The organism is Streptomyces sp. NRRL F-6676 (genome assembly GCF_000725625.1).
Taxonomy (GTDB): domain Bacteria; phylum Actinomycetota; class Actinomycetes; order Streptomycetales; family Streptomycetaceae; genus Streptomyces.
Map to the genome: position 1 here is coordinate 172,367 of NZ_JOHS01000002.1, position 18,946 is coordinate 191,312.

General features: G+C 73.5%; 17 protein-coding genes. 8 read left to right on the forward strand and 9 right to left on the reverse strand.

What is annotated here, in order from left to right:
• Positions 1-216 precede the first annotated feature (216 nt).
• Positions 217-1,437, reverse strand: a complete 1,221-nt coding sequence (locus IO29_RS03070) for an acetyl-CoA C-acetyltransferase (protein WP_030377519.1) — start codon at positions 1,435-1,437, stop codon at positions 217-219.
• Between the two features lie 533 nt (positions 1,438-1,970).
• Positions 1,971-2,993, reverse strand: coding sequence for an SGNH/GDSL hydrolase family protein (locus IO29_RS03075; protein ID WP_199806830.1), 1,023 nt, complete (start codon positions 2,991-2,993; stop codon positions 1,971-1,973).
• 182 nt (positions 2,994-3,175) lie between these two features.
• Between IO29_RS03075 and IO29_RS03080 the strand changes: the two genes are divergently transcribed.
• The gene (locus IO29_RS03080; protein WP_030377521.1) at positions 3,176-4,567 is read left to right on the forward strand and encodes a cystathionine beta-synthase; all 1,392 of its coding nucleotides are present in this window, start codon (positions 3,176-3,178) and stop codon (positions 4,565-4,567) included.
• A gap of 404 nt (positions 4,568-4,971) precedes the next feature.
• On the opposite strand, the gene IO29_RS03085 is transcribed toward IO29_RS03080, so the two are convergent.
• Positions 4,972-5,382: a hypothetical protein gene (locus tag IO29_RS03085; protein WP_030377522.1), complete on the reverse strand. Its 411-nt coding sequence runs from the start codon at positions 5,380-5,382 to the stop codon at positions 4,972-4,974.
• Positions 5,383-5,605: 223 nt separating this feature from the next.
• Here IO29_RS03085 and IO29_RS03090 point away from each other — a divergent pair, with 223 nt between their 5' ends.
• Together IO29_RS03090 and IO29_RS03095 are read left to right on the forward strand one after the other, a co-directional pair.
• Positions 5,606-6,451, forward strand: a complete 846-nt coding sequence (locus IO29_RS03090) for a MurR/RpiR family transcriptional regulator (RefSeq protein WP_030377523.1) — start codon at positions 5,606-5,608, stop codon at positions 6,449-6,451.
• Positions 6,452-6,533: 82 nt separating this feature from the next.
• Entirely contained in the window at positions 6,534-7,181 is a 648-nt protein-coding gene (locus IO29_RS03095; RefSeq protein WP_420705350.1) for a hypothetical protein, read from the forward strand.
• A gap of 49 nt (positions 7,182-7,230) precedes the next feature.
• On the opposite strand, the gene IO29_RS03100 is transcribed toward IO29_RS03095, so the two are convergent.
• The 5 genes from IO29_RS03100 to IO29_RS03120 form a co-directional block, all read right to left on the reverse strand.
• Positions 7,231-7,605 carry a roadblock/LC7 domain-containing protein gene (locus IO29_RS03100; protein ID WP_030377525.1) on the reverse strand — a complete coding sequence of 125 codons (375 nt, stop codon included), beginning with the start codon at positions 7,603-7,605 and terminating at the stop codon, positions 7,231-7,233.
• Positions 7,606-7,675: 70 nt separating this feature from the next.
• Positions 7,676-8,275 carry a roadblock/LC7 domain-containing protein gene (locus tag IO29_RS03105; RefSeq protein WP_051707421.1) on the reverse strand — a complete coding sequence of 200 codons (600 nt, stop codon included), beginning with the start codon at positions 8,273-8,275 and terminating at the stop codon, positions 7,676-7,678.
• A gap of 38 nt (positions 8,276-8,313) precedes the next feature.
• Positions 8,314-9,240 (reverse strand): hypothetical protein, encoded by a 927-nt coding sequence (locus IO29_RS03110; RefSeq protein ID WP_030377527.1) that lies wholly within the window; start codon positions 9,238-9,240, stop codon positions 8,314-8,316.
• Complete coding sequence (locus tag IO29_RS03115) at positions 9,237-9,635, reverse strand: hypothetical protein (protein ID WP_030377528.1); 399 nt, start codon at positions 9,633-9,635, stop codon at positions 9,237-9,239. Before IO29_RS03115 ends, IO29_RS03110 begins: the two co-directional genes overlap by 4 nt.
• 310 nt (positions 9,636-9,945) lie before the next feature.
• The gene (locus tag IO29_RS03120) at positions 9,946-11,406 is read right to left on the reverse strand and encodes a type III PLP-dependent enzyme domain-containing protein (RefSeq protein WP_078618068.1); all 1,461 of its coding nucleotides are present in this window, start codon (positions 11,404-11,406) and stop codon (positions 9,946-9,948) included.
• A 305-nt stretch (positions 11,407-11,711) separates the two neighbouring features.
• On the opposite strand from IO29_RS03120, the gene hutU reads away from it, so the two are divergent.
• The 4 genes from hutU (at position 11,712) to hutI (ending at position 17,225) form a co-directional block, all read left to right on the forward strand.
• Entirely contained in the window at positions 11,712-13,409 is a 1,698-nt protein-coding gene (hutU, locus tag IO29_RS03125; RefSeq protein WP_030377530.1) for a urocanate hydratase, read from the forward strand.
• Entirely contained in the window at positions 13,406-14,623 is a 1,218-nt protein-coding gene (locus IO29_RS03130; protein ID WP_030377531.1) for an allantoate amidohydrolase, read from the forward strand. The genes hutU and IO29_RS03130 overlap by 4 nt, the downstream gene beginning before the upstream one ends.
• Positions 14,620-15,954: a formimidoylglutamate deiminase gene (locus IO29_RS03135; RefSeq protein ID WP_030377532.1), complete on the forward strand. Its 1,335-nt coding sequence runs from the start codon at positions 14,620-14,622 to the stop codon at positions 15,952-15,954. Before IO29_RS03130 ends, IO29_RS03135 begins: the two co-directional genes overlap by 4 nt.
• Positions 15,955-16,049: 95 nt before the next feature.
• Positions 16,050-17,225: an imidazolonepropionase gene (gene hutI, locus IO29_RS03140; protein WP_030377533.1), complete on the forward strand. Its 1,176-nt coding sequence runs from the start codon at positions 16,050-16,052 to the stop codon at positions 17,223-17,225.
• Positions 17,226-17,368: 143 nt separating this feature from the next.
• On the opposite strand, the gene IO29_RS03145 is transcribed toward hutI, so the two are convergent.
• Entirely contained in the window at positions 17,369-18,328 is a 960-nt protein-coding gene (locus IO29_RS03145; RefSeq protein WP_030377534.1) for an RNA polymerase sigma factor SigF, read from the reverse strand.
• A gap of 237 nt (positions 18,329-18,565) precedes the next feature.
• Between IO29_RS03145 and IO29_RS03150 the strand changes: the two genes are divergently transcribed.
• Positions 18,566-18,937 (forward strand): STAS domain-containing protein, encoded by a 372-nt coding sequence (locus tag IO29_RS03150; protein ID WP_030377535.1) that lies wholly within the window; start codon positions 18,566-18,568, stop codon positions 18,935-18,937.
• The last annotated feature ends 9 nt before the right edge of the window (positions 18,938-18,946 follow it).

Here is an 18,946-nt window from a genome sequence, read left to right on the forward strand (position 1 = left end):
GGGGCTCTGGGGCAGTGTGCCGACCGCTGTGACCTGGGGGTATCCCTCACAGGAGCGAGATAGGTCACATCATGGGGGAGATTGGATCACAAAACGGCCCGGAGCCGTGTGGAAGCGGAACTCCGGGCCGTACGTGCGCGGGCGCGTGACGGCGTGCGCGGGGGTGGCGGGGTGCCGCGTGCGCGCCCGTCTCAGCTGAGGCGTTCGATCACCATGTCAGCTGAGGCGTTCGATCACCATGGCCATGCCCTGGCCGCCGCCGACGCACATCGTCTCCAGGCCGAACTGCTTGTCGTGGAACTGGAGCGAGTTGATCAACGTGCCGGTGATGCGGGCGCCCGTCATGCCGAACGGGTGGCCGACGGCGATGGCGCCGCCGTTGACGTTCAGCTTGTCCAGGTCGATACCGAGGTCGCGGTAGGAGGGGATCACCTGGGCGGCGAAGGCCTCGTTGATCTCGACGAGGTCGATGTCGTCGATGCCGATGCCCGCCCGCTTGAGCGCCTGGTTGCTGGCCTCGACCGGGCCGTAGCCCATGATCTCGGGGGAGAGACCGGAGACGCCGGTCGACACGATCCGGGCCAGCGGGGTCAGGCCGAGTTCGCGGGCCTTGGTGTCGCTCATGATGACGACCGCGGCGGCGCCGTCGTTGAGCGGACAGCAGTTGCCGGCGGTGACCAGGCCGTCGGGGCGGAACACCGGCTTCAGTCCGGCGACGCCCTCCATGGTGACGCCGGGGCGGGGGCCGTCGTCCTTGCTGACGACCGTGCCGTCCGGGAGCGTCACGGGGGTGATCTCCCGCTCCCAGAAGCCGTTGGCGATGGCCTGCTCGGCGAGGTTCTGCGAGCGGACGCCGAACTCGTCCATCTCCTCGCGGGTGATGCCCTTGAGGCGGGCGAGGTTCTCGGCGGTCTGGCCCATCGCGATGTACGGGTCGGGGAGCAGGCCGTCCTCGCGGGGGTCGTGCCAGGCCGCGCCCTCCTGCTCGGCGGTCGTGGCGGTGCGGGCCTCGGCCTCGGCGAACAGCGGGTTGTGCGTGTCCGGGAGGCTGTCGGAGTTGCCCTTGGTGAAGCGGGAGACCATCTCGACGCCGGCCGAGATGAAGACGTCGCCCTCGCCGGCCTTGATGGCGTGCAGGGCCATGCGGGAGGTCTGGAGGGAGGAGGAGCAGTAGCGGGTGACGGTGCAGCCGGGCAGGTGGTCCATGCCCATCTGCACGGCGACGATCCGGCCGAGGTTGTTGCCCTGCTCGCCGCCGGGGAGGCCGCAGCCGAGCATCAGGTCGTCGATGTCCTTCGGGTCGAGACCCGGGACCTTGGCGAGGGCGGCCTGGATGACGGTGGCGGTGAGGTCGTCGGGGCGGAGGTCCTTGAGGGAGCCCTTGAAGGCGCGGCCGATGGGGGAGCGGGCGGTCGAGACGATGACGGCTTCGGGCATCACGGCTCCATTGGCGGTACGGGGGTGGGCGGGCAGGGCTGACTGGGAAGCTACCCGTCCGTAGGGCTGAGGTCACGGTTGCCGGCGTGTGACGCGGGCCGCACTTTCCAAGCGCTTGCTTTGGTTGCCGGTGAGTTTCTTCGCCCCCGCCCGCCCCTACCCTTCCCATCCAGAACCTGGGGGCTCCGCCCCCAGGCCCCCGGGGGGGGGAGGGGGGGGACGGGTCGTCGGACGAGTGCGGGCGGGTGGGGGTTGCTCGCGCAGTTCCCCGCGCCCCTGAAAACGCTCCCGCACGTACCACCCGGGCTGAGGCTCGTCAGGGGCGCGGGACTGTGCTGAATCTGCGGCTCCGCCGCGCGGGCGCGAGCGACCACGACGCACCCGCACGTGCCCGCCGGGCCAAGGCTCCGTCAGGGGCGCGGGACTGTGCTGAATCTGCGGCTCCGCCGCGCGGGCGCGAGCAGCCACGACGCACCCCGCACCCGCCCGCCGGGACGCAGTCCCCCCACCCGGCGGCCCTGGGGGTGGAGCCCCTAGTGGGGGGCCTCCGCCGGGGTCGCGTCCGGGGTGGGGACCCGGCGCCGGCGGCGGCGCTTGAGGAGGGCCCACGGTCCCCGCTGGCCGGCCGGCATCGCCGCCGCCACCTCCGTACCGCCCTCCGACGCCGCCTCCGCCGCCGCCCGCGCCACCGGCAGGAACCCCTCGCGCCGGCTCGCGTCCGGCCGCTCTTCCTCCGGCCACAGGCCCAGCGCCGCGCACACCGTCGGCAGTACCGCCATCGCCGCCGTCGCGTACCCCTCCACCGAGGGGTGGTAGTTGTCGGGGCCGAACAGCTCCCGCGGGTTCGCCTCGAACTCGGGGCCGAGCAGATCGCCCAGCGACACCGTACGGCCGCCCTGCTCCACCGCGCCGATCGTCTGCGCCGCCGCCAGCTGCCGCGAGGTCCGCCGTGCCAGCCACCGCAGCGGCTGCTGCACCGGCTCGATCGTCCCGAGGTCGGGACACGTGCCGACGACGACCTCCGCCCCCGCCGTCCGCAGCCGCCGCACCGCGGCCGCCAGGCACCGCACCGAGCGGGTCGGCGGCACCCGGTGGGTGACGTCGTTCGCGCCGATCATGATCACGCACACGTCGGGCACCCGCGCCGGATCGTCCAGCGCCCGCCCGACCTGCCGTTCGAGGTCGTCCGACCGCGCCCCCGTCACCGCCACGTTGCGCAGCTCCACCGGCCGCTCCGCCACCGCCGCGAGCCCGGCGGCGAGCAGCGAGCCCGGCGTCTGCCGCGCCCGGTGCACGCCCTGCCCCGCCGCCGTGGAGTCGCCGAGCATGGTGAGCCGCAGCGGGGGCTCGCCGGGCACGGCGAACGCCCGCCCGTAGAGTCCGTCCGCGCTCGGCGGAGGCGCGCTCTGCCCGTTGCCCACATGACGCTTGGCGAGCTGCATCTCCGCCAGCACCAGGCCCACCGCGGCCGCGCCGACCAGTCCGACCCCGCCACCGCCGTACGCCGCGCCGGCCGCGATCCGCCGGGCCACCCGCGCCCTCGACATGCTCGTCATGCTCCGCCGCCACCTCCTCATAGCCGTACACCCACTGCTTGCCCCGTACGGTCGGTCGGCCAATCCCGACGGGAGGTGGACGGACGGTGACCAACGGCCGCGGGCAACCGTCTGACCAGCGCAGCGCTTACTCTGGCGGGACCATCACGACCATTTCCCCATCGCTGCGACCGGAGACAACGGTGCGATACCACGACTCGATGATCAGCCTCGTCGGCAACACCCCCCTGGTGCGGCTCAACAGCGTCACCGCCGGCATCGAGGCGACCGTCCTCGCCAAGGTGGAGTACTTCAACCCGGGCGGCTCGGTGAAGGACCGCATCGCCCTGCGCATGATCGAGGCGGCCGAGCAGAGCGGCGAGCTGCGGCCCGGCGGCACGATCGTCGAGCCGACCAGCGGCAACACCGGCGTCGGGCTCGCGATCGTGGCGCAGCAGAAGGGGTACAAGTGCGTCTTCGTGTGCCCCGACAAGGTGAGCACCGACAAGATCAACGTGCTGCGCGCGTACGGCGCCGAGGTCGTCGTCTGCCCGACCGCCGTCGACCCCGAGCACCCGGATTCGTACTACAACGTCTCCGACCGCCTGGTGCGCGAGACCCCGGGCGCCTGGAAGCCGGACCAGTACTCCAACCCGCACAACCCGCTCTCGCACTATCACTCGACCGGCCCCGAGCTGTGGGAGCAGACGGAGGGGCGGATCACCCACTTCGTGGCCGGCGTCGGCACCGGCGGCACCATCTCCGGCACCGGCCGCTACCTCAAGGAGGCGAGCGAGGGCCGGGTGCGGGTGGTCGGTGCCGACCCCGAGGGCTCGGTCTACTCCGGCGGCTCCGGGCGCCCGTACCTCGTCGAGGGCGTCGGTGAGGACTTCTGGCCCGAGGCGTACGACCGCGGTGTCGCCGACGAGATCGTCGCCGTCTCCGACAAGGACTCCTTCCAGATGACCCGCCGGCTCGCCAAGGAGGAGGGGCTGCTGGTCGGCGGCTCCTGCGGCATGGCGGTCGTGGCGGCCCTGAAGGTCGCCGAGCGGCTCGGCCCGGACGACGTGGTGGTCGTCCTCCTCCCGGACAGCGGCCGCGGCTACCTCAGCAAGATCTTCAACGACGAGTGGATGGCCGACTACGGCTTCCTGGACGACTCCGGCCCCAGCGCCCGCGTCGGCGACGTGCTGAACCACAAGGAGCACGGCCACATCCCGTCCCTCGTCCACATGCACCCGGACGAGACGGTCGGCCAGGCCATCGACGTGCTGCGCGAGTACGGCGTCTCGCAGATGCCGATCGTGAAGCCGGGCGCGGGCCATCCGGACGTCATGGCCGCCGAGGTCGTCGGCTCGGTCGTCGAGCGGGAACTGCTCGACGCGCTGTTCGCCAAGCGGGCCTCCCTGGAGGACCCGTTGGAGAAGCACATGTCCGCGCCGCTGCCGCAGGTCGGCTCCGGTGAGCCGGTGGCCGACCTGATGACCGTGCTCGGCGCGGCGGACGCGGCGATCGTGCTGGTGGAGGGCAAGCCCACCGGGGTGGTCAGCCGGCAGGACCTGCTGGCCTTCCTGGCCACGTCCGGCAAGCAGTAGGCGCCAGGGGACGCCCGGCCGCGACAAGCAGTAGGCGCCAGGGGACGCCCGGCCCGCGGACTTCGCGGAAGTGGTACGAGGGCGTCACGTCCGCGCAGCACCCGCTTAACACGCGAGGGGCACAGTGGTGGATGTCGGCAAGGGGCGGGAGCGGCTCCCCGCCCGGGCCGGCACCGTATGGCGTCCCGAGCTTCCGGAGCGGCTCCCGGACCTCCATGGCGCCACGGACGCGCGGCCCGTTCTGACCGGCTGCCGCCGTCCCTCGCGGGGACCGCCGTCGTCCCGCCCCCCGGGTCACCCGGGGGTGTTGGCGGTCCCCGCGCAAGCTTTCGCGCGGTGGCCCCCTGACCATCCTGGGAGGGCCTGCCCGTCCTGGGACGGCCTGATGATCGTCCTGGGAGGACCTAATCGTCCTGGGAGGACCGGCGGCGGCCGAGGAGGGCAGGCTGGGTGCGCAGCACCTGTGCCACGTTGACGCCCACGATGCCGAGCCACGCCGTGACCAGCCCCGGCAGATGGGCGACCCCGCCGCCGATCGCCGAGAGCGGGATCGCCAGCACCAGCGAGACCACTCCGAAGCCGAACCGCTCCCCCCAGGAGTCCGTGGGCCGCGGCCGGCCCGATCCGCGCGCCACCACGAGCTGCTGCTCGCCCAGATGGCGCCGCACCCGCCGGTCGACGGTGCTGTCGATGCGCTGGTCGACCTTCTCCAGGAACGAGTCGACCAGTGCGGACTCGTACTCCTCGCCGAGCTCCCTGCGCGCGTGCAGGGTGGCGTCGAGTTCCTTCTTCAGTTCTGCGTCGCGCGCGTCCATACCGCTCATGGGGACCACGGTAGGGAGCGCGGGCCGCCGTGACACTGGGGAGAACCCCCCAGTGCCGGATCGGGGTGGCCGGTCCCCCGCCGGTCCCTCCTTGCCGCCCCTGCATACGTTCATGCAGAATTCCAGGGACCTGAATAGGACGGACAGGGCGGTGGGCGCGGCCGTGTCCGCCGCTGCTGCCGCGTCCGGTGGCACACGGCGAGGGGACCACACCATGAGTGGCGCGACCGACAGCCCCGCCGCGCGGCTTCAGACGCTCTTCGAAGGGCACCGGCTGACGCCCACCCAGCGGCGCATCGCCCACAGCATGGTCCGCCGTGCCGCCGAGGTGCCGTTCCTGTCCAGCGTGGAACTGGCCGAGCTGGCCGGGGTCAGCCAGCCCTCCGTCACCCGCTTCGCCGTCGCCCTCGGCTTCGACGGCTACCCCGCGCTCCGCCGCCATCTGCGCGAGGTCGCCCCCGCCGAGGCACCCGCGGGGAGCGCCTCGTACAACGAGTACCAGCAGGCCGTCGAGGCCGAGATCGAGAACCTGCGGCACCTCGCCGAGGTGCTCGCCGACCCCGGACCGGTGCGCGAGGCGGGCCGGCTGCTCGCCGCGAGCCGGCCGCTGCCGGTGCTCGGACTGCGCGCCGCGGCGTCCCAGGCGTACGGCTTCACGTACTTCGCCGCCAAGGTCCATCCGGACGTACGGCTGCTCGACGAGGGCGGCACGATGGTCCACGACCGCGTCGACGCCGCCGTCCGCGCGGGCGCCACCACCCTGCTGTGCTTCGCGCTGCCCCGGCATCCGCGCGAGGTCGTCGACACCCTCGCGTACGCCAAGGAGGCGGGGCTGACCGTCGTCACCGTCGCCGACTCCGCGTTCGCGCCGGTCGCCAAGGTGTCCGACCTGCTGCTGCCCGCCGCCGTCGGCACCGGGCTCGCCTTCGACACCGCGTGCGCGCCGATGCTGCTCGGCCGGGTGCTCCTGGAGGCGATGTGCGACGGGCTGCCGGAGGCCCAGGCCCGCCTGGAGGAGTTCGACGTGCGGGCGGCCCGGCGCGGCCTGTTCGTCGAGTAGGGCTTTTTCAGGTCGTTCTCACGTTGCCCCACTAGCCTGCGGTGCCGGAAATCCCTTTGGCACGGACGGACGGGAGGACGGCGTGGCGCGCGCAGGACGGGAAGGCCGGGAGAGGCAGGAGAAGCGGGAAGGACGGGGCGGGCGCGAGGGGCGCGGAGGGCACGGGCTGGCCCGGGTGGCCGTCGTCGTACGGGCCGGGGCCGCCCCGATGTGGTGGCTCGGGGTGTGCGCGGCGGGCATCGGCGTACTGGTGCCGGGGCTCACCGGACGCCGGATCGGCGTCCTGGCCGGGGCCGCGCTGTATCTCGTGAGCCTCGCCGTCGTCGCGCTGCGCGGCCGCAAGGGGTACCGGGCGCTGGCCCGGGGTGCCGCCCGGGCCGGCAAGTACGACGTGCTCCAGGACCGTGCGGTCACCGTGCGCAACTGGCGCCGCGGGCACCGCTGGTGGCTGCTGCTCGGCTTCCTCCTCGCGCTCGGCGCCGCCTTCGCCGTGCCCGCCGCCGGCGGCATGCTGCTCGCCGGGCTCGGCACCGGGCTGCGGCTGAAGGCGGCCTGGCTCGGCCGCCTCGAACGTGCCGGCGACGGGCTCCTGTGGGTGCGCGTCGACTGGCTCGGCCGGGGCGCCGGCGCCCCGGCGGGGCGGACCGTCAAGGGCTACCGGCGCACCGGCATCGCGGCGGGCGACGCGGCCCCCGGAGGGGCGCGCCGCCGCGCCGCCGCGCTGGTCTGACGGCCGGGCCGTCGGGGTTCGTGGCCGGGCCGGTTCGGCCGGTGGCGGCTCAGACCTCCAGGGTCTCCTCGATCCGCTTCAGCTGGTGCCGGGCCATCGCCAGGTTGGAGCGCTTGGCGTCGAGCACCAGGTAGAGGAAGAGGCCGTTGCCGCCGCGCCCGGTCAGCAGCCGGATCATGTGGTACTGGTCGGACAGGGTGATGAGGATGTCCTCGATCTCGCCCTTGAGGCCGAGGTGCTCCATGGTGCGCAGCTTGGCGCGCACGACGTCGGTGTTGCCGGCGGCGGCCACGGTGAGGTCGAAGGACTTGCTGCCGCCGATCGTGCCGAGCGCCATGCCGCTGGTGTAGTCGACGAGCGCGGCGCCGGTGGAGCCCTCGATCGAGGCGAGGATTTCCTTCAGCGCGGTTTCGGTGTTCGCCATGACGGGGTGATCCCTTTCGGTTGCGGTTCTCGTTGGGTGTTCGCTCATGAGAGGTGTCGGTGTCGGTCTGTCAGTTCTGCACGGTGTTCTCCGCGGTGTTCTGCACGGTGCTCTCCGTGCTGTTCTCCGCGGTGTTCTCCGTGGCGCGCGCGTTCGCCGCGGAGCGTGGGGCGTTCGCGGGCGGGCGCGCGGCGCGGGTCCGCGCGGCGGCGGACCTGGCGGTGGGCCTCATGGGGGGCTTGGCGGGGAGCTTGTCCGGCGGCCCGGCCGGGGGCGGCGGTGCCGCCTCGGCGCGGACCGCGGCGGCGTCGACCAGCTCCCCGATACGGGCACTGGCCCGGCGCCCCTCCAGATGCAGCCTGCCGACGTTGACCCGGTCCTGGGCGAGCAGCGTCACCACGGCGGAGCGCCCGGCGGCGTAGGTGGCGACGTAGCCGTACACGCCGCGCACCAGCAGCTCGCGGAAGTCGCCCTGCGCGGTGGCGTCCGTCATGCGCACGGCGACGCCCAGCGCGGCCGCCGTCAGCGCGGCCACGCCCTCCGGTTCGACGCCGGGGGTGTCGTGCGCGAGCACCAGCCCGTCGACGCTCGCGGCGAGCGCGCCGGTCAACTGGGGTACGCGGGACCTCAACCGGCGCAGTTCGTCGAGGACCTCGGCCTCGGCGGCCATCAGCAGTCTCCTCTCGGCACGCTGGCGAAGCGCGCGGATCACAGTGCCTCCAGGGCGTCACGGAGCCGGCGCAGCAGCGTGATGTGCGGGTCGGCACAGGCCGTGTCCTGCGGCAGCGCCTCGACGTACGCGGGGGGCTGCCCGCCCGGAGCGGACGGGGGTGGGGGCGGGAGCGGGGCCGGGGCTGGTGCGGGCGGGTCCGCGGGCGCCCGGGGTGCGGGGTGGGCGTACGCCGTGCCGGGCGGGTCCGCCGGGGCGAGCAGGCCCGCCGCGGCCAGCCGGTGCACGTCGACCAGGGTGTGGAAGGCCGGCCGGCCCAGCGCGCGGGAGATGTCCGACGCCGTCCGCCGGCCGTCCACGAGGCGCAGCACCGCGGCCTGCCGGGGCGGCACCGCCGGTGCCGCCGCCGGTGAGCTCCGTACCAGCGGGGCCTCGTCCGGCGCCGGGTCGGGCCAGATGCGGTGCAGCAGCGCCCGGCGGCGCAGCGTCTCCCGCTCCACGGCCGCCACCGGCACCGGGTGCACGGGGCCGAGCCAGTGCGCGTCCCCGTACCGGAAGCGGGCCGGGGCGCTGCTCGGCTCCAGGACGAAGTAGGCGGCGTCGTACAGCGCCCCCAGGTGGCACAGCTCCAGCGCGCCCGTGGTCAGCCGACCCCGGTCCACCAGGTACCGCCCCACCCGCCCGTCCTCCCCGGCCCGGGCGAACGCCTCGCGCCAGCCCTCCGCGTCCAGTACGCCGTGCGCGGTGAGCAGGACGTCGAGGCCGGGGGTGTCCGGGCTCTCGGCGTGCACCACCTGGCCGTCGGCCAGGTAGAGCGCGCCGCGCTCCCGGATCAGCACGCCCGTGGCCCGCTCGGCGGCGAGCCGGACCAGCATCGGGGACAGGCTGCCCGCCGGTATTCGCGTGCGGTCCCGCACCGGCAGCGCGGGCGGCGGGGGCGGGGTGGGCGTCGCGACCATGGTCATCCCAGCACCAGCCGGCCCGCCATCTCACCCAGGCGTATCCGGGCCAGCGCGAGGTTGCCCTCGACGCGGGACAGCCACAGGTGGAGGAAGACGCTGCTGTCGAACGTCGTCGGGACGAAGCGCAGCAGGTGGTAGCTGTCGCTGTTGCTGATGATCAGGTCCTCGACGGGGATGTCGGGGCCGGACCAGTCGGAGCCGTCCGCCGGGGCGAAGCAGCGGTGTTCGGCGGCCAGCCGGGCGAGTTCGGCGGCCTCCGCGGCGGTCGTCTCGTGGTCGCCGCCGGGGGACTCCCCGACGACGCCCAGCGTCAGACCGCTGGTCCAGTCGACCACCGCGGCGCCTCTCGCGCCGGGCAGTCGCATGGCTTCCAGCAGGCACTCGTCGATACCGGGCACCCTGGCTCCCCTCCCGCCTCGGGTACGGATGAGTGACGCCGACGCTACGCAACGTGTGCGCGAGGGGTGACTGTTCTGGCATTTTCCGGTGGAACATGCGGAGGGGTGACTAATGTGGGTCGGCTCGGCTCGGCTGTGGGTGGGGGCCGTGGGGGGCGCGGGATTCTTCTCGCCCCCGGCGGCCCCTGCCCTTCCCGTCCCTTCGAGGGGCTCCGCCCCTTGGACCCCTGACGTGCGGGCGGGTGGGGCTTCTCGCGCCCGCGCGGCGGAGCCGCGCACCGACACAGCCCCGCATCCCTGTCAGGGGCGGTCAAAGGCTGGTCAGCGCACCCGCGTGCGCCCCGCCCGACTCCGTCACGATCTCCCGTACCGTCTGCGGCTCCCGCACCGTCGCGAACCGCACCCCACCGCCCCGCCCCCCGTCGGAGACGTACCCGTACACCCCCACCCGCGGCAACGCGTTGTACGCGTAGTGGTGCGCGAACCCGTACGCCCCCGCGTCCAGGACCGCCACCACGTCCCCCGGCTCCAGCACCGGCAACCGCCGCCCCTCCGCCAGCAGATCCCCCGCGAAGCACGCCGGCCCCGCCACGTCCTGCACCACCCGCGGCCCCTCCTTGGGCAGCCCCTTCGCGTCGTACACCGCGATCCGCACCGGCCACGCCCCCGGCGCGTACACCGTCCGCGTCGCCACCTGCACGCCCGCGTGCGTCACCGCCACCGCACGCCCGCCCGCGCTCTTGGTGTACTCCACGCGCGCCACCACCGCCCCGTGCTTCGCCAGCAGTGACCGCCCGAACTCGGTGACCAGCCCGTACCGCCCGTCCACCAGCCCCGGCACCGTCTCCGCGAGCAGCCGCGCATACTCCGCGTACGTCGGCGTCGACGCCTCCGAGCCGAAGTTCACCGGGAGTCCGCCGCCGATGTCCAGCACCTCGACCTGCCGCCGGCCCGCCCGCCGGTTGATCTCCTCGGCCAGCGCGTACACCTCGCCGACGCCCCGCACCATCAGCGACAGCGGGATGCCCTGCGAGCCCACGTGCGCGTGCAGCCGGGTCAGCCAGGGCCGCTCGGCGTACGCGCGCAGCAGCCACTCCCGCGCCCCCTCGTCCCGCAGCGCCACCCCGAACTTCGAGGTCGCCGTCGCGGTCGACAGCGCCCCGATCGCACCGCCCCCGACCTGCGGGTTGACCCGGATACCGAGGGGCGAGCGGGTGGGCGCGGAGCGGACCAGGCCGTCGATCCTGGCCAGCTCCTGCGGATTGTCGGCGTTGACGGCGATGCCCAGCGCGAGCGCCTCGCGCAGCTCCGCCGGGGTCTTGGCGGGCGAGTCCAGCACCGTCCGCTCCGGCGGCACCCCGGCCGCCCGCGCCAGGGCCAGCTCACCCGGGCTCGCCACCTCCGCCCCGATCCCGGCCTCCCGCAGCAGCCGCAGCACCGGCACCAGGGGACCCGCCTTCACCGCGAACGCGTGCAGCACCGGCGTGCCGGCCGGGAGGACCGCCTCGAACGCCGCCCGCAGCTCCGCCGCCGCCTCCCGTATCCCGGCCACGTCCAGCAGCCCGGCCACGGGCGTGCCCGGCCCGAGCAGCCCCTGCTCGACGGCGGCCCGCACCGCCTCGTCCCGCCGCGCCACCCGCTCCCGGTCGGCTTCGGACAGCGGACCGCCCGCCGCCGGACCCCACACGTTCTCCGTCACGGCCCGCGCCTCCCGCGCGGCCCGGCCCTCGTCCGCCTGCTCCCTCGGCTCCCTCTGCTCCCTCTGCTCCATCGGGGTCCCCGTCACCTCGTTCGCTCCACGTCCCCTGTGCACGTCCTGCCCATGGCCACGCGCCCGCGCCGCCGCACGGTTCCCACGGACCGCACGTCCGGCGCGTCCGGGCGGGTACCCCGACGGACCGGCGTGTCCGCGCCGGACACCGAGCCGGCCCGGGAGACCGTATTGACTAGCCTTATTCAGCACGCGACGATGTGAATATCTGCAACCCGGATCCGGACCCGAACGCGGATCCAGATCCATATCCAGATCCGTCCCAGTCCCAGTCCCAGTTCCACATTCCGGCCCGGGAGGCACCCATGTCAGGACCCCGTCCAGTCCGAGCCCCGCGCGGTACGGAGTTGAGCGCCCTCGGGTGGCAGCAGGAGGCCGCCCTTCGGATGCTGCACAACAACCTCGACCCCGAGGTCGCCGAACACCCCGACAAACTCGTCGTCTACGGCGGCACCGGCAAGGCCGCCCGCGACTGGCGCTCCTTCGACGCCATGGTCCGCACCCTGCGCACCCTCAAGCAGGACGAGACCATGCTCGTCCAGTCGGGCCGCCCGGTCGGCGTGATGCAGACCCACGAGTGGGCGCCGCGCGTCCTGCTCGCCAACTCCAACCTCGTCGGCGACTGGGCCAACTGGGAGGAGTTCCGCCGTCTGGAGGCCCTCGGCCTGACCATGTACGGGCAGATGACCGCCGGCTCCTGGATCTACATCGGCACCCAGGGCATCCTCCAGGGCACCTACGAGACCTTCGCCGCCGTCGCCGCCAAGCGGTTCGGCGGCACCCTCGCCGGGACCATCACCCTCACCGCCGGACTCGGCGGCATGGGCGGCGCCCAGCCGCTCGCCGTGACGATGAACGACGGCGTCGTGATCTGCGTCGACTGCGACCCGCGCGCCATCGACCGCCGCATCGAGCACCGCTACCTCGACGTGAGGGCCGACTCCCTCGACCACGCCCTCCACCTCGCCACCGAGGCCCGCGACCAGCGCAAGCCGCTGTCCATCGGCGTCCTCGACAACGCCGCCGAGGCGGTGCCGCGGCTCCTCGCCATGGGCGCCCCCGTCGACATCGTCACCGACCAGACCTCCGCCCACGACCCCCTGGCCTATCTGCCCACCGGGATCGCCTTCGAGGACATGGCCGACGCCGCCGCCAAGGACCCGGCCGGCTTCACCACCCGGGCCCGCGAGTCCATGGCCCGGCACGTCGAGGCCATGGTCGGCTTCCAGGACGCCGGCGCCGAGGTCTTCGACTACGGCAACTCGATCCGCGGCGAGGCGCAGCTCGCCGGGTACGAGCGGGCGTTCGCCTTCCCCGGCTTCGTCCCCGCCTACATCCGCCCCCTGTTCTGCGAGGGCAAGGGCCCCTTCCGCTGGGCCGCCCTGTCCGGCGACCCCGCCGACATCGCCAAGACCGACAGGGCGATCCTCGACCTCTTCCCTGAGGCTGAGTCTGTTCAAAACGCGTCCCTGGCCCGCTGGATCAAGATGGCGGGGGAGCGGGTCCACTTCCAGGGCCTGCCCGCCCGTATCTGCTGGCTCGGTTACGGGGAGCGGGACAGGGCCGGCGAGCGGTTCAACGACATGGTCGCGAGCGGCGAGCTGAGCGCGCCCGTCGTCATCGGCCGCGACCACCTCGACTGCGGCTCCGTCGCCTCCCCGTACCGCGAGACCGAGGCGATGCTCGACGGCTCCGACGCCATCGCCGACTGGCCCCTGCTCAACGCCATGGTCAACGTGGCCTCCGGCGCCTCCTGGGTCTCCCTCCACCACGGCGGCGGCGTCGGCATGGGCCGCTCGATCCACGCCGGGCAGGTCACCGTCGCCGACGGCACCCCGCTGGCCGGCGAGAAGATCCGCCGCGTCCTCACCAACGACCCCGGCATGGGCGTCATCCGGCACGTCGACGCCGGGTACGACATCGCCGAGGACGTGGCAGGGGAGCGGGGCGTGCGCGTTCCGATGCGCGAGGGCGACGAGACGCCCGAGGGCGGCGCGGCGTGAGCTTCCACAGCATGTGGGCGGAGCTGCTGCCGGTCGGCCGCAGCTCCGCCTCCGGCGGCTACCGCCGCTTCGCCTGGACCCCCGCCGACACCGACTGCCGGGCCTGGTTCCGCGCGCAGGCCGAGACCCGCGGACTCACCTACGAGACCGACCGCAACGGCAACCAGTGGGCCTGGCTCGGCGACCCCGCCGCCGGGAACGCCCTGGTCACCGGTTCCCATCTGGACTCCGTGCCCGACGGCGGCGCCTTCGACGGCCCCCTCGGGGTCGTCTCCGCCTTCGCCGCCCTCGACGAACTCCGCGCCCGGGGCGTGCCGTTCACCCGGCCCTTCGGCATCGTCAACTTCGGCGACGAGGAGGGCGCCCGCTTCGGCCTCGCCTGCGTCGGCTCCCGGCTCACCTCCGGCGCGCTCACCGTCGAGGCGGCCCACCGCCTCACCGACGCCGACGGCATCACGCTCCCGCGTGCCATGGAGGCCGCCGGGTACGACCCGGACACCCTCGGCCCCGACCCCGAACGGCTCGCCCGTATCGGCGCCTTCGTCGAACTCCACGTCGAACAGGGCCGCGCCCTCGACCTCACCGGGGACCCCGTCGGCGTGGCGAGCGCCATCTGGCCGCACGGCCGCTGGCGCTACGACTTCCGCGGCGAGGCCAACCACGCCGGCACCACCCGCCTCACCGACCGCCGCGACCCCATGCCGGCCTACGCCGAGACGGTCCTCGCCGCCCGCCGCGAGGCCGCCCGTGCCGGCGCTGTCGCCACCTTCGGGAAGGTCGCCGTCGAACCCAACGGCGTCAACGCCATCCCCTCCCTCGTCCGCGGCTGGCTCGACTCCCGCGCCGCCGACCAGCCCACCCTCGACACCGTCACCGGCGCCCTGGAGAAGGCGGCCCGCGAGTACGCCGAGGCCCACGGGGTCGAACTGGACGTCGTCCGCGAGTCGTTCACCCCCGTCGTCGAGTTCGACCACGCCCTGCGCGACGAGATCGCCCGCCTCCTCGGCACCGGCAGCGACCTCACCGTGCCCGTTCTCGGCACCGGTGCCGGACACGACGCCGGGATCCTCTCCGGCGCCGTCCCGACCGCCATGCTGTTCGTACGCAACCCCACCGGCGTCTCGCACTCCCCGGCCGAGCACGCCACCGAGGACGACTGCACGGCCGGCGTCACCGCGCTCGCCGACGTACTGGAAGGGCTGGCCCACAGGTGACGCGGACCTACTGGCTGGAGCACGCCTGGCTCGGCGACCACGTAGAACCGGGCGTCGCCGTCGGGACGGCCGACGGACGGATCACCACCGTCCGCACGGACACCCCCGCCCCGCCACCCGGCGCCGAGGTGCTGCGCGGCCTCACGCTCCCCGGGCTGGCCAACGCCCACAGCCACGCCTTCCATCGTGCGCTGCGCGGCACCGTGCAGGTCGGCTCCGGGACCTTCTGGACCTGGCGCGAGGTCATGTACGCCACCGCCGACCGGCTCACCCCGGACACGTACCACGCGCTCGCCCGCGCGGTGTACGCCGAGATGGCGCTCGCCGGGATCACCGCCGTCGGCGAGTTCCACTACCTGCACCACGCCCCCGGCGGCACCCCCTACGCCGACCCCAACGCCATGGGCGAGGCACTGATCGCAGCCGCCGCCGAGGCCGGCATCCGGATCACCCTCCTCGACACCTGCTACCTCTCCGCCGGCTTCGGCCGGCCGCCCACCACCCACCAGCTCCGCTTCTCCGACGGCACCGCGGAGGCCTGGGCCGAACGCTGTTCAGTTCTCAAGGAACGGGATCACGCGCGGATCGGTGCGGCCGTCCACTCCGTACGGGCCGTGCCCGCCGACCAGTTGGCCACCGTGGCCGGCTGGGCCGAAGAACGGCGGGCCCCGCTGCATGTGCACCTCTCGGAGCAGACGGCGGAGAACGACGCCTGCCGCCAGGCCCACGGCCGTACCCCCGCCCGGCTGTTCGCCGACCACGGAGTGCTGGGCCCGCGCACCACCGGGGTGCACAACACCCATCTCACGGACGAGGACATCGCGCTCCTCGGCGGCTCGGGCACCGGCACCTGCATGTGCCCGACCACCGAACGGGACCTCGCCGACGGCATCGGCCCCGCCGCCGCCCTCCAGCGGGCCGGCTCCCCGCTCAGCCTCGGCTCCGACAGCCACGCCGTCATCGACCTGCTGGAGGAGGCGCGCGCGATGGAGCTCGACGAACGGCTGCGCACCCGCACCCGCGGTCACTGGACGGCGGCCGCCCTGCTGCGCGCTGCCTCCGCCGACGGCCACGCCGCCCTCGGCTGGGACGAGGCGGGCCGTATCGAACCCGGCGCGCTCGCCGACCTCACGACGATCGCCCTCGACTCCGTCAGAACCGCGGGAGCGCTGCCCCGGCTGGGCGCGGAGACCGCGGTATTCGCCGCGACGGCAGCGGACGTACGCCACACGGTCGTCGGAGGCCGGCACGTCGTACGGGACGGCGCCCACGCGCTCGTACCGGAGGTGCCGGCGGCGCTGGCGCGAGCGATCGACGCGCTGCGCGGCTGAGGACGCCGGCCACCTCCCCGACCGCCACGGCCACTGTCACCGCCACCGCCCCGGCACCCACCACCGCGCCCGCCATCGCCCCCACCGAGGACACCATGAGCAGCAGCACGGTCATCACGAACATCGCCACGCTGATCACCAACGACCCCTCCCTCAGCGACACGGACCCCCTCGGCGCGGTCCGGGACGCGGCCGTCGTCATCGAGGGCGACCGCGTCGTGTGGACCGGTGAATCAAGCAAAGCACCCGCCACTGACAATCGGGTCGACGCCGCCGGCCGGGCGGTGATCCCCGGCTTCGTGGACTCCCACTCCCACCTCGTCTTCGCGGGCGACCGCACCGCGGAGTTCCACGCCCGCATGTCCGGCCGCCGCTACGAGGCGGGCGGCATCCGCACCACCGTCGCGGCCACCCGCGCCGCCACCGACGCGGAACTGGAGGCGAACCTCACCCGTTACCTGGGCGAGGCACTGCGCCAGGGCACGACCACGTTCGAGACCAAGTCGGGCTACGGACTGACCGTCGAGGACGAGGCCCGCGCCCTGCGCATCGCGGCCGCGCACACCGACGAGGTGACGTTCCTCGGCGCACACGTCGTGCCGCCCGAGCTCGCCGAGGACCCGGCGGCCTACGTCGCCCTGGTCACCGGCGCGATGCTCGACGCCTGCGCCCCGCACGCACGCTGGATCGACGTGTTCTGCGAGAAGGGAGCCTTCGACGGCGACCAGGCCCGCGCGATCCTCACCGCGGGCCGCGCCAAGGGCCTGCACCCGCGCCTGCACGCCAACCAGCTCACCCACGGCCCCGGCGTGCAACTTGCGGTGGAGCTCGACGCGGCCAGCGCCGACCACTGCACCCACCTCACCGACGCGGACGTCGACGCCCTGGCGAACAGCGGCACCGTGGCCACCCTCCTCCCCGGCGCCGAGTTCTCCACCCGCGCCCGGTGGCCCGACGCCCGCAGACTGCTGGACGCCGGGGCCACGGTCGCGCTCTCCACGGACTGCAACCCCGGCTCGTCGTTCACCAGCTCGATGCCGTTCTGCGTCGCCCTCGCCGTACGGGACATGGGCATGACCCCGGACGAGGCGCTCTGGTCGGCCACCGCGGGCGGCGCCCGCGCCCTGCGCCGGGACGACGTCGGCCGGCTCGCCCCGGGGGCGTACGCCGACCTCGTCGTCCTGGACGCCCCCAGCCACGTCCACCTGGCCTACCGCCCCGGCGTCCCCCTGGCCGCGCAGGTCTGGCGTCGCGGAGAACGCGTGACCTGACCGGAACGGGGAACACGACGGACGGGGCGGGAAGGCAGGGAAGAGGGACGGAAGAGGACAAGAGAACAGGGGAACAGGGGAAAGCAGGCGAACACGGAGAAGAAGCCGTTCCGTCGGCTGCTCCTCGGAAGCCGGACCGTCGGCTACTCCTCGAGCGCCAGGCCCTTGCGCAGCCGGACGAGCGTGCGGGCCAGCAGCCGGGAGACGTGCATCTGGGAGATGCCGAGCTCCTCGCCGATCTCCGACTGGGTCATGTTGGCCACGAACCGCAGCGAAAGGATCTTCCGGTCGCGCTGCGGCAGCCCGGCGATCAGCGGCTTCAGCGACTCGACGTACTCGACGCCCTCGAGGTCGTGGTCCTCGTAGCCGATGCGGTCCGCGAGCGCGCCCTCGGAGTCGTCCTCCTCGGGCTGCGCGTCCAGGGACGACGCCGTGTACGCGTTGGAGGCGACCATGCCCTCGACGACCTCGTCGTTGGACAGGCCGAGACGGTCCGCAAGCTCGGTCACCGTGGGCGCCCGGTCCAGCTGCTGGGCCAGCTCGTCGCTGGCCTTGGCCAGGTCCAGGCGGAGTTCCTGGAGCCGGCGCGGCACGCGCACGGACCACGAGGTGTCGCGGAAGAACCGCTTGATCTCGCCGATGATGGTCGGCATCGCGAACGTGGGGAACTCCACCCCGCGGCTCAGCTCGAACCGGTCGATTGCCTTGATCAGGCCGATCGTGCCCACCTGGATGATGTCCTCCATCGGTTCGCTGCGGGTGCGGAACCGGGAGGCGGCGAACTTGACCAGGGCGAGGTTCAGCTCGACGAGCGTGTTGCGGACGTAGGAGTGGTCGTAGGTGCCCTCTTCGAGGGACTCCAGGCGCTGGAACAGGGTCTTGGACAGCGCCCGCGCGTCCACCGGTCCGACCTCGTCGTACGGGGGGATCTCGGGGAGTCCGGCCAGGGGGTCGGACCCGGTGAGGTTCTCGAAGTCCTCCAGCGCCTCGAGCCCTTCGAGGGACTCGACAGCGGGTTCGAACTCCCGTCGTTCCGGGGAGCGTGTCGACGTCGCCCTCTGGGTATGCGATTCGTCGAGCCGGGGTGACATGATGTCCTCCATCGTTCTCGGCATGTGGCAGCCGAAGCCATTCGTGCACTGCGGTGTGCGGCGCCTCCAAAGCCGGCCGTGTCGATTGGGTGTCCCTACTAGCCCTACCCGCTTCCACAAGCCCGTTGCAAGTGCGTTTAGCTGCACGTTGTCCGGGTTTGTGCGTTTGTTCGGGTGTCGGGAGTCGTGGGGAAGGCGTAGTGTTCGAGGGCGTCAAGCAAGAGCCACAACGGTCGGGAGAGGGACGGCATGGACCGCGGGACGGTCGGCAGCGCACAGTCGGGCCGGCTTCTGGTCGAGGTGCGCGAAGAGGGCACGAGCGCTGTCGTGACACCGGCGGGTGAGCTGGATCACCACACCGCCGATCTGTTGCGCGAGCCGCTCGACGACTGCCTGGAGAAGGGTTTCGCACGCCTGGTGGTGGACTGCTCCCGGCTGGAGTTCTGCGACTCCACCGGGCTCAATGTGCTGCTCGGTGCCCGGCTGAAGGCCGAGGCCGCGGGCGGCGGGGTGCATCTCGTGGGGATGCAGCCGGTGGTGGCCCGGGTCTTCGAGATCACCGGCGCCGACTCGGTGTTCGTCCTCCATGACACGCTCGACCAGGCTCTCGCCTCCGAGTAGGCGAGGGGA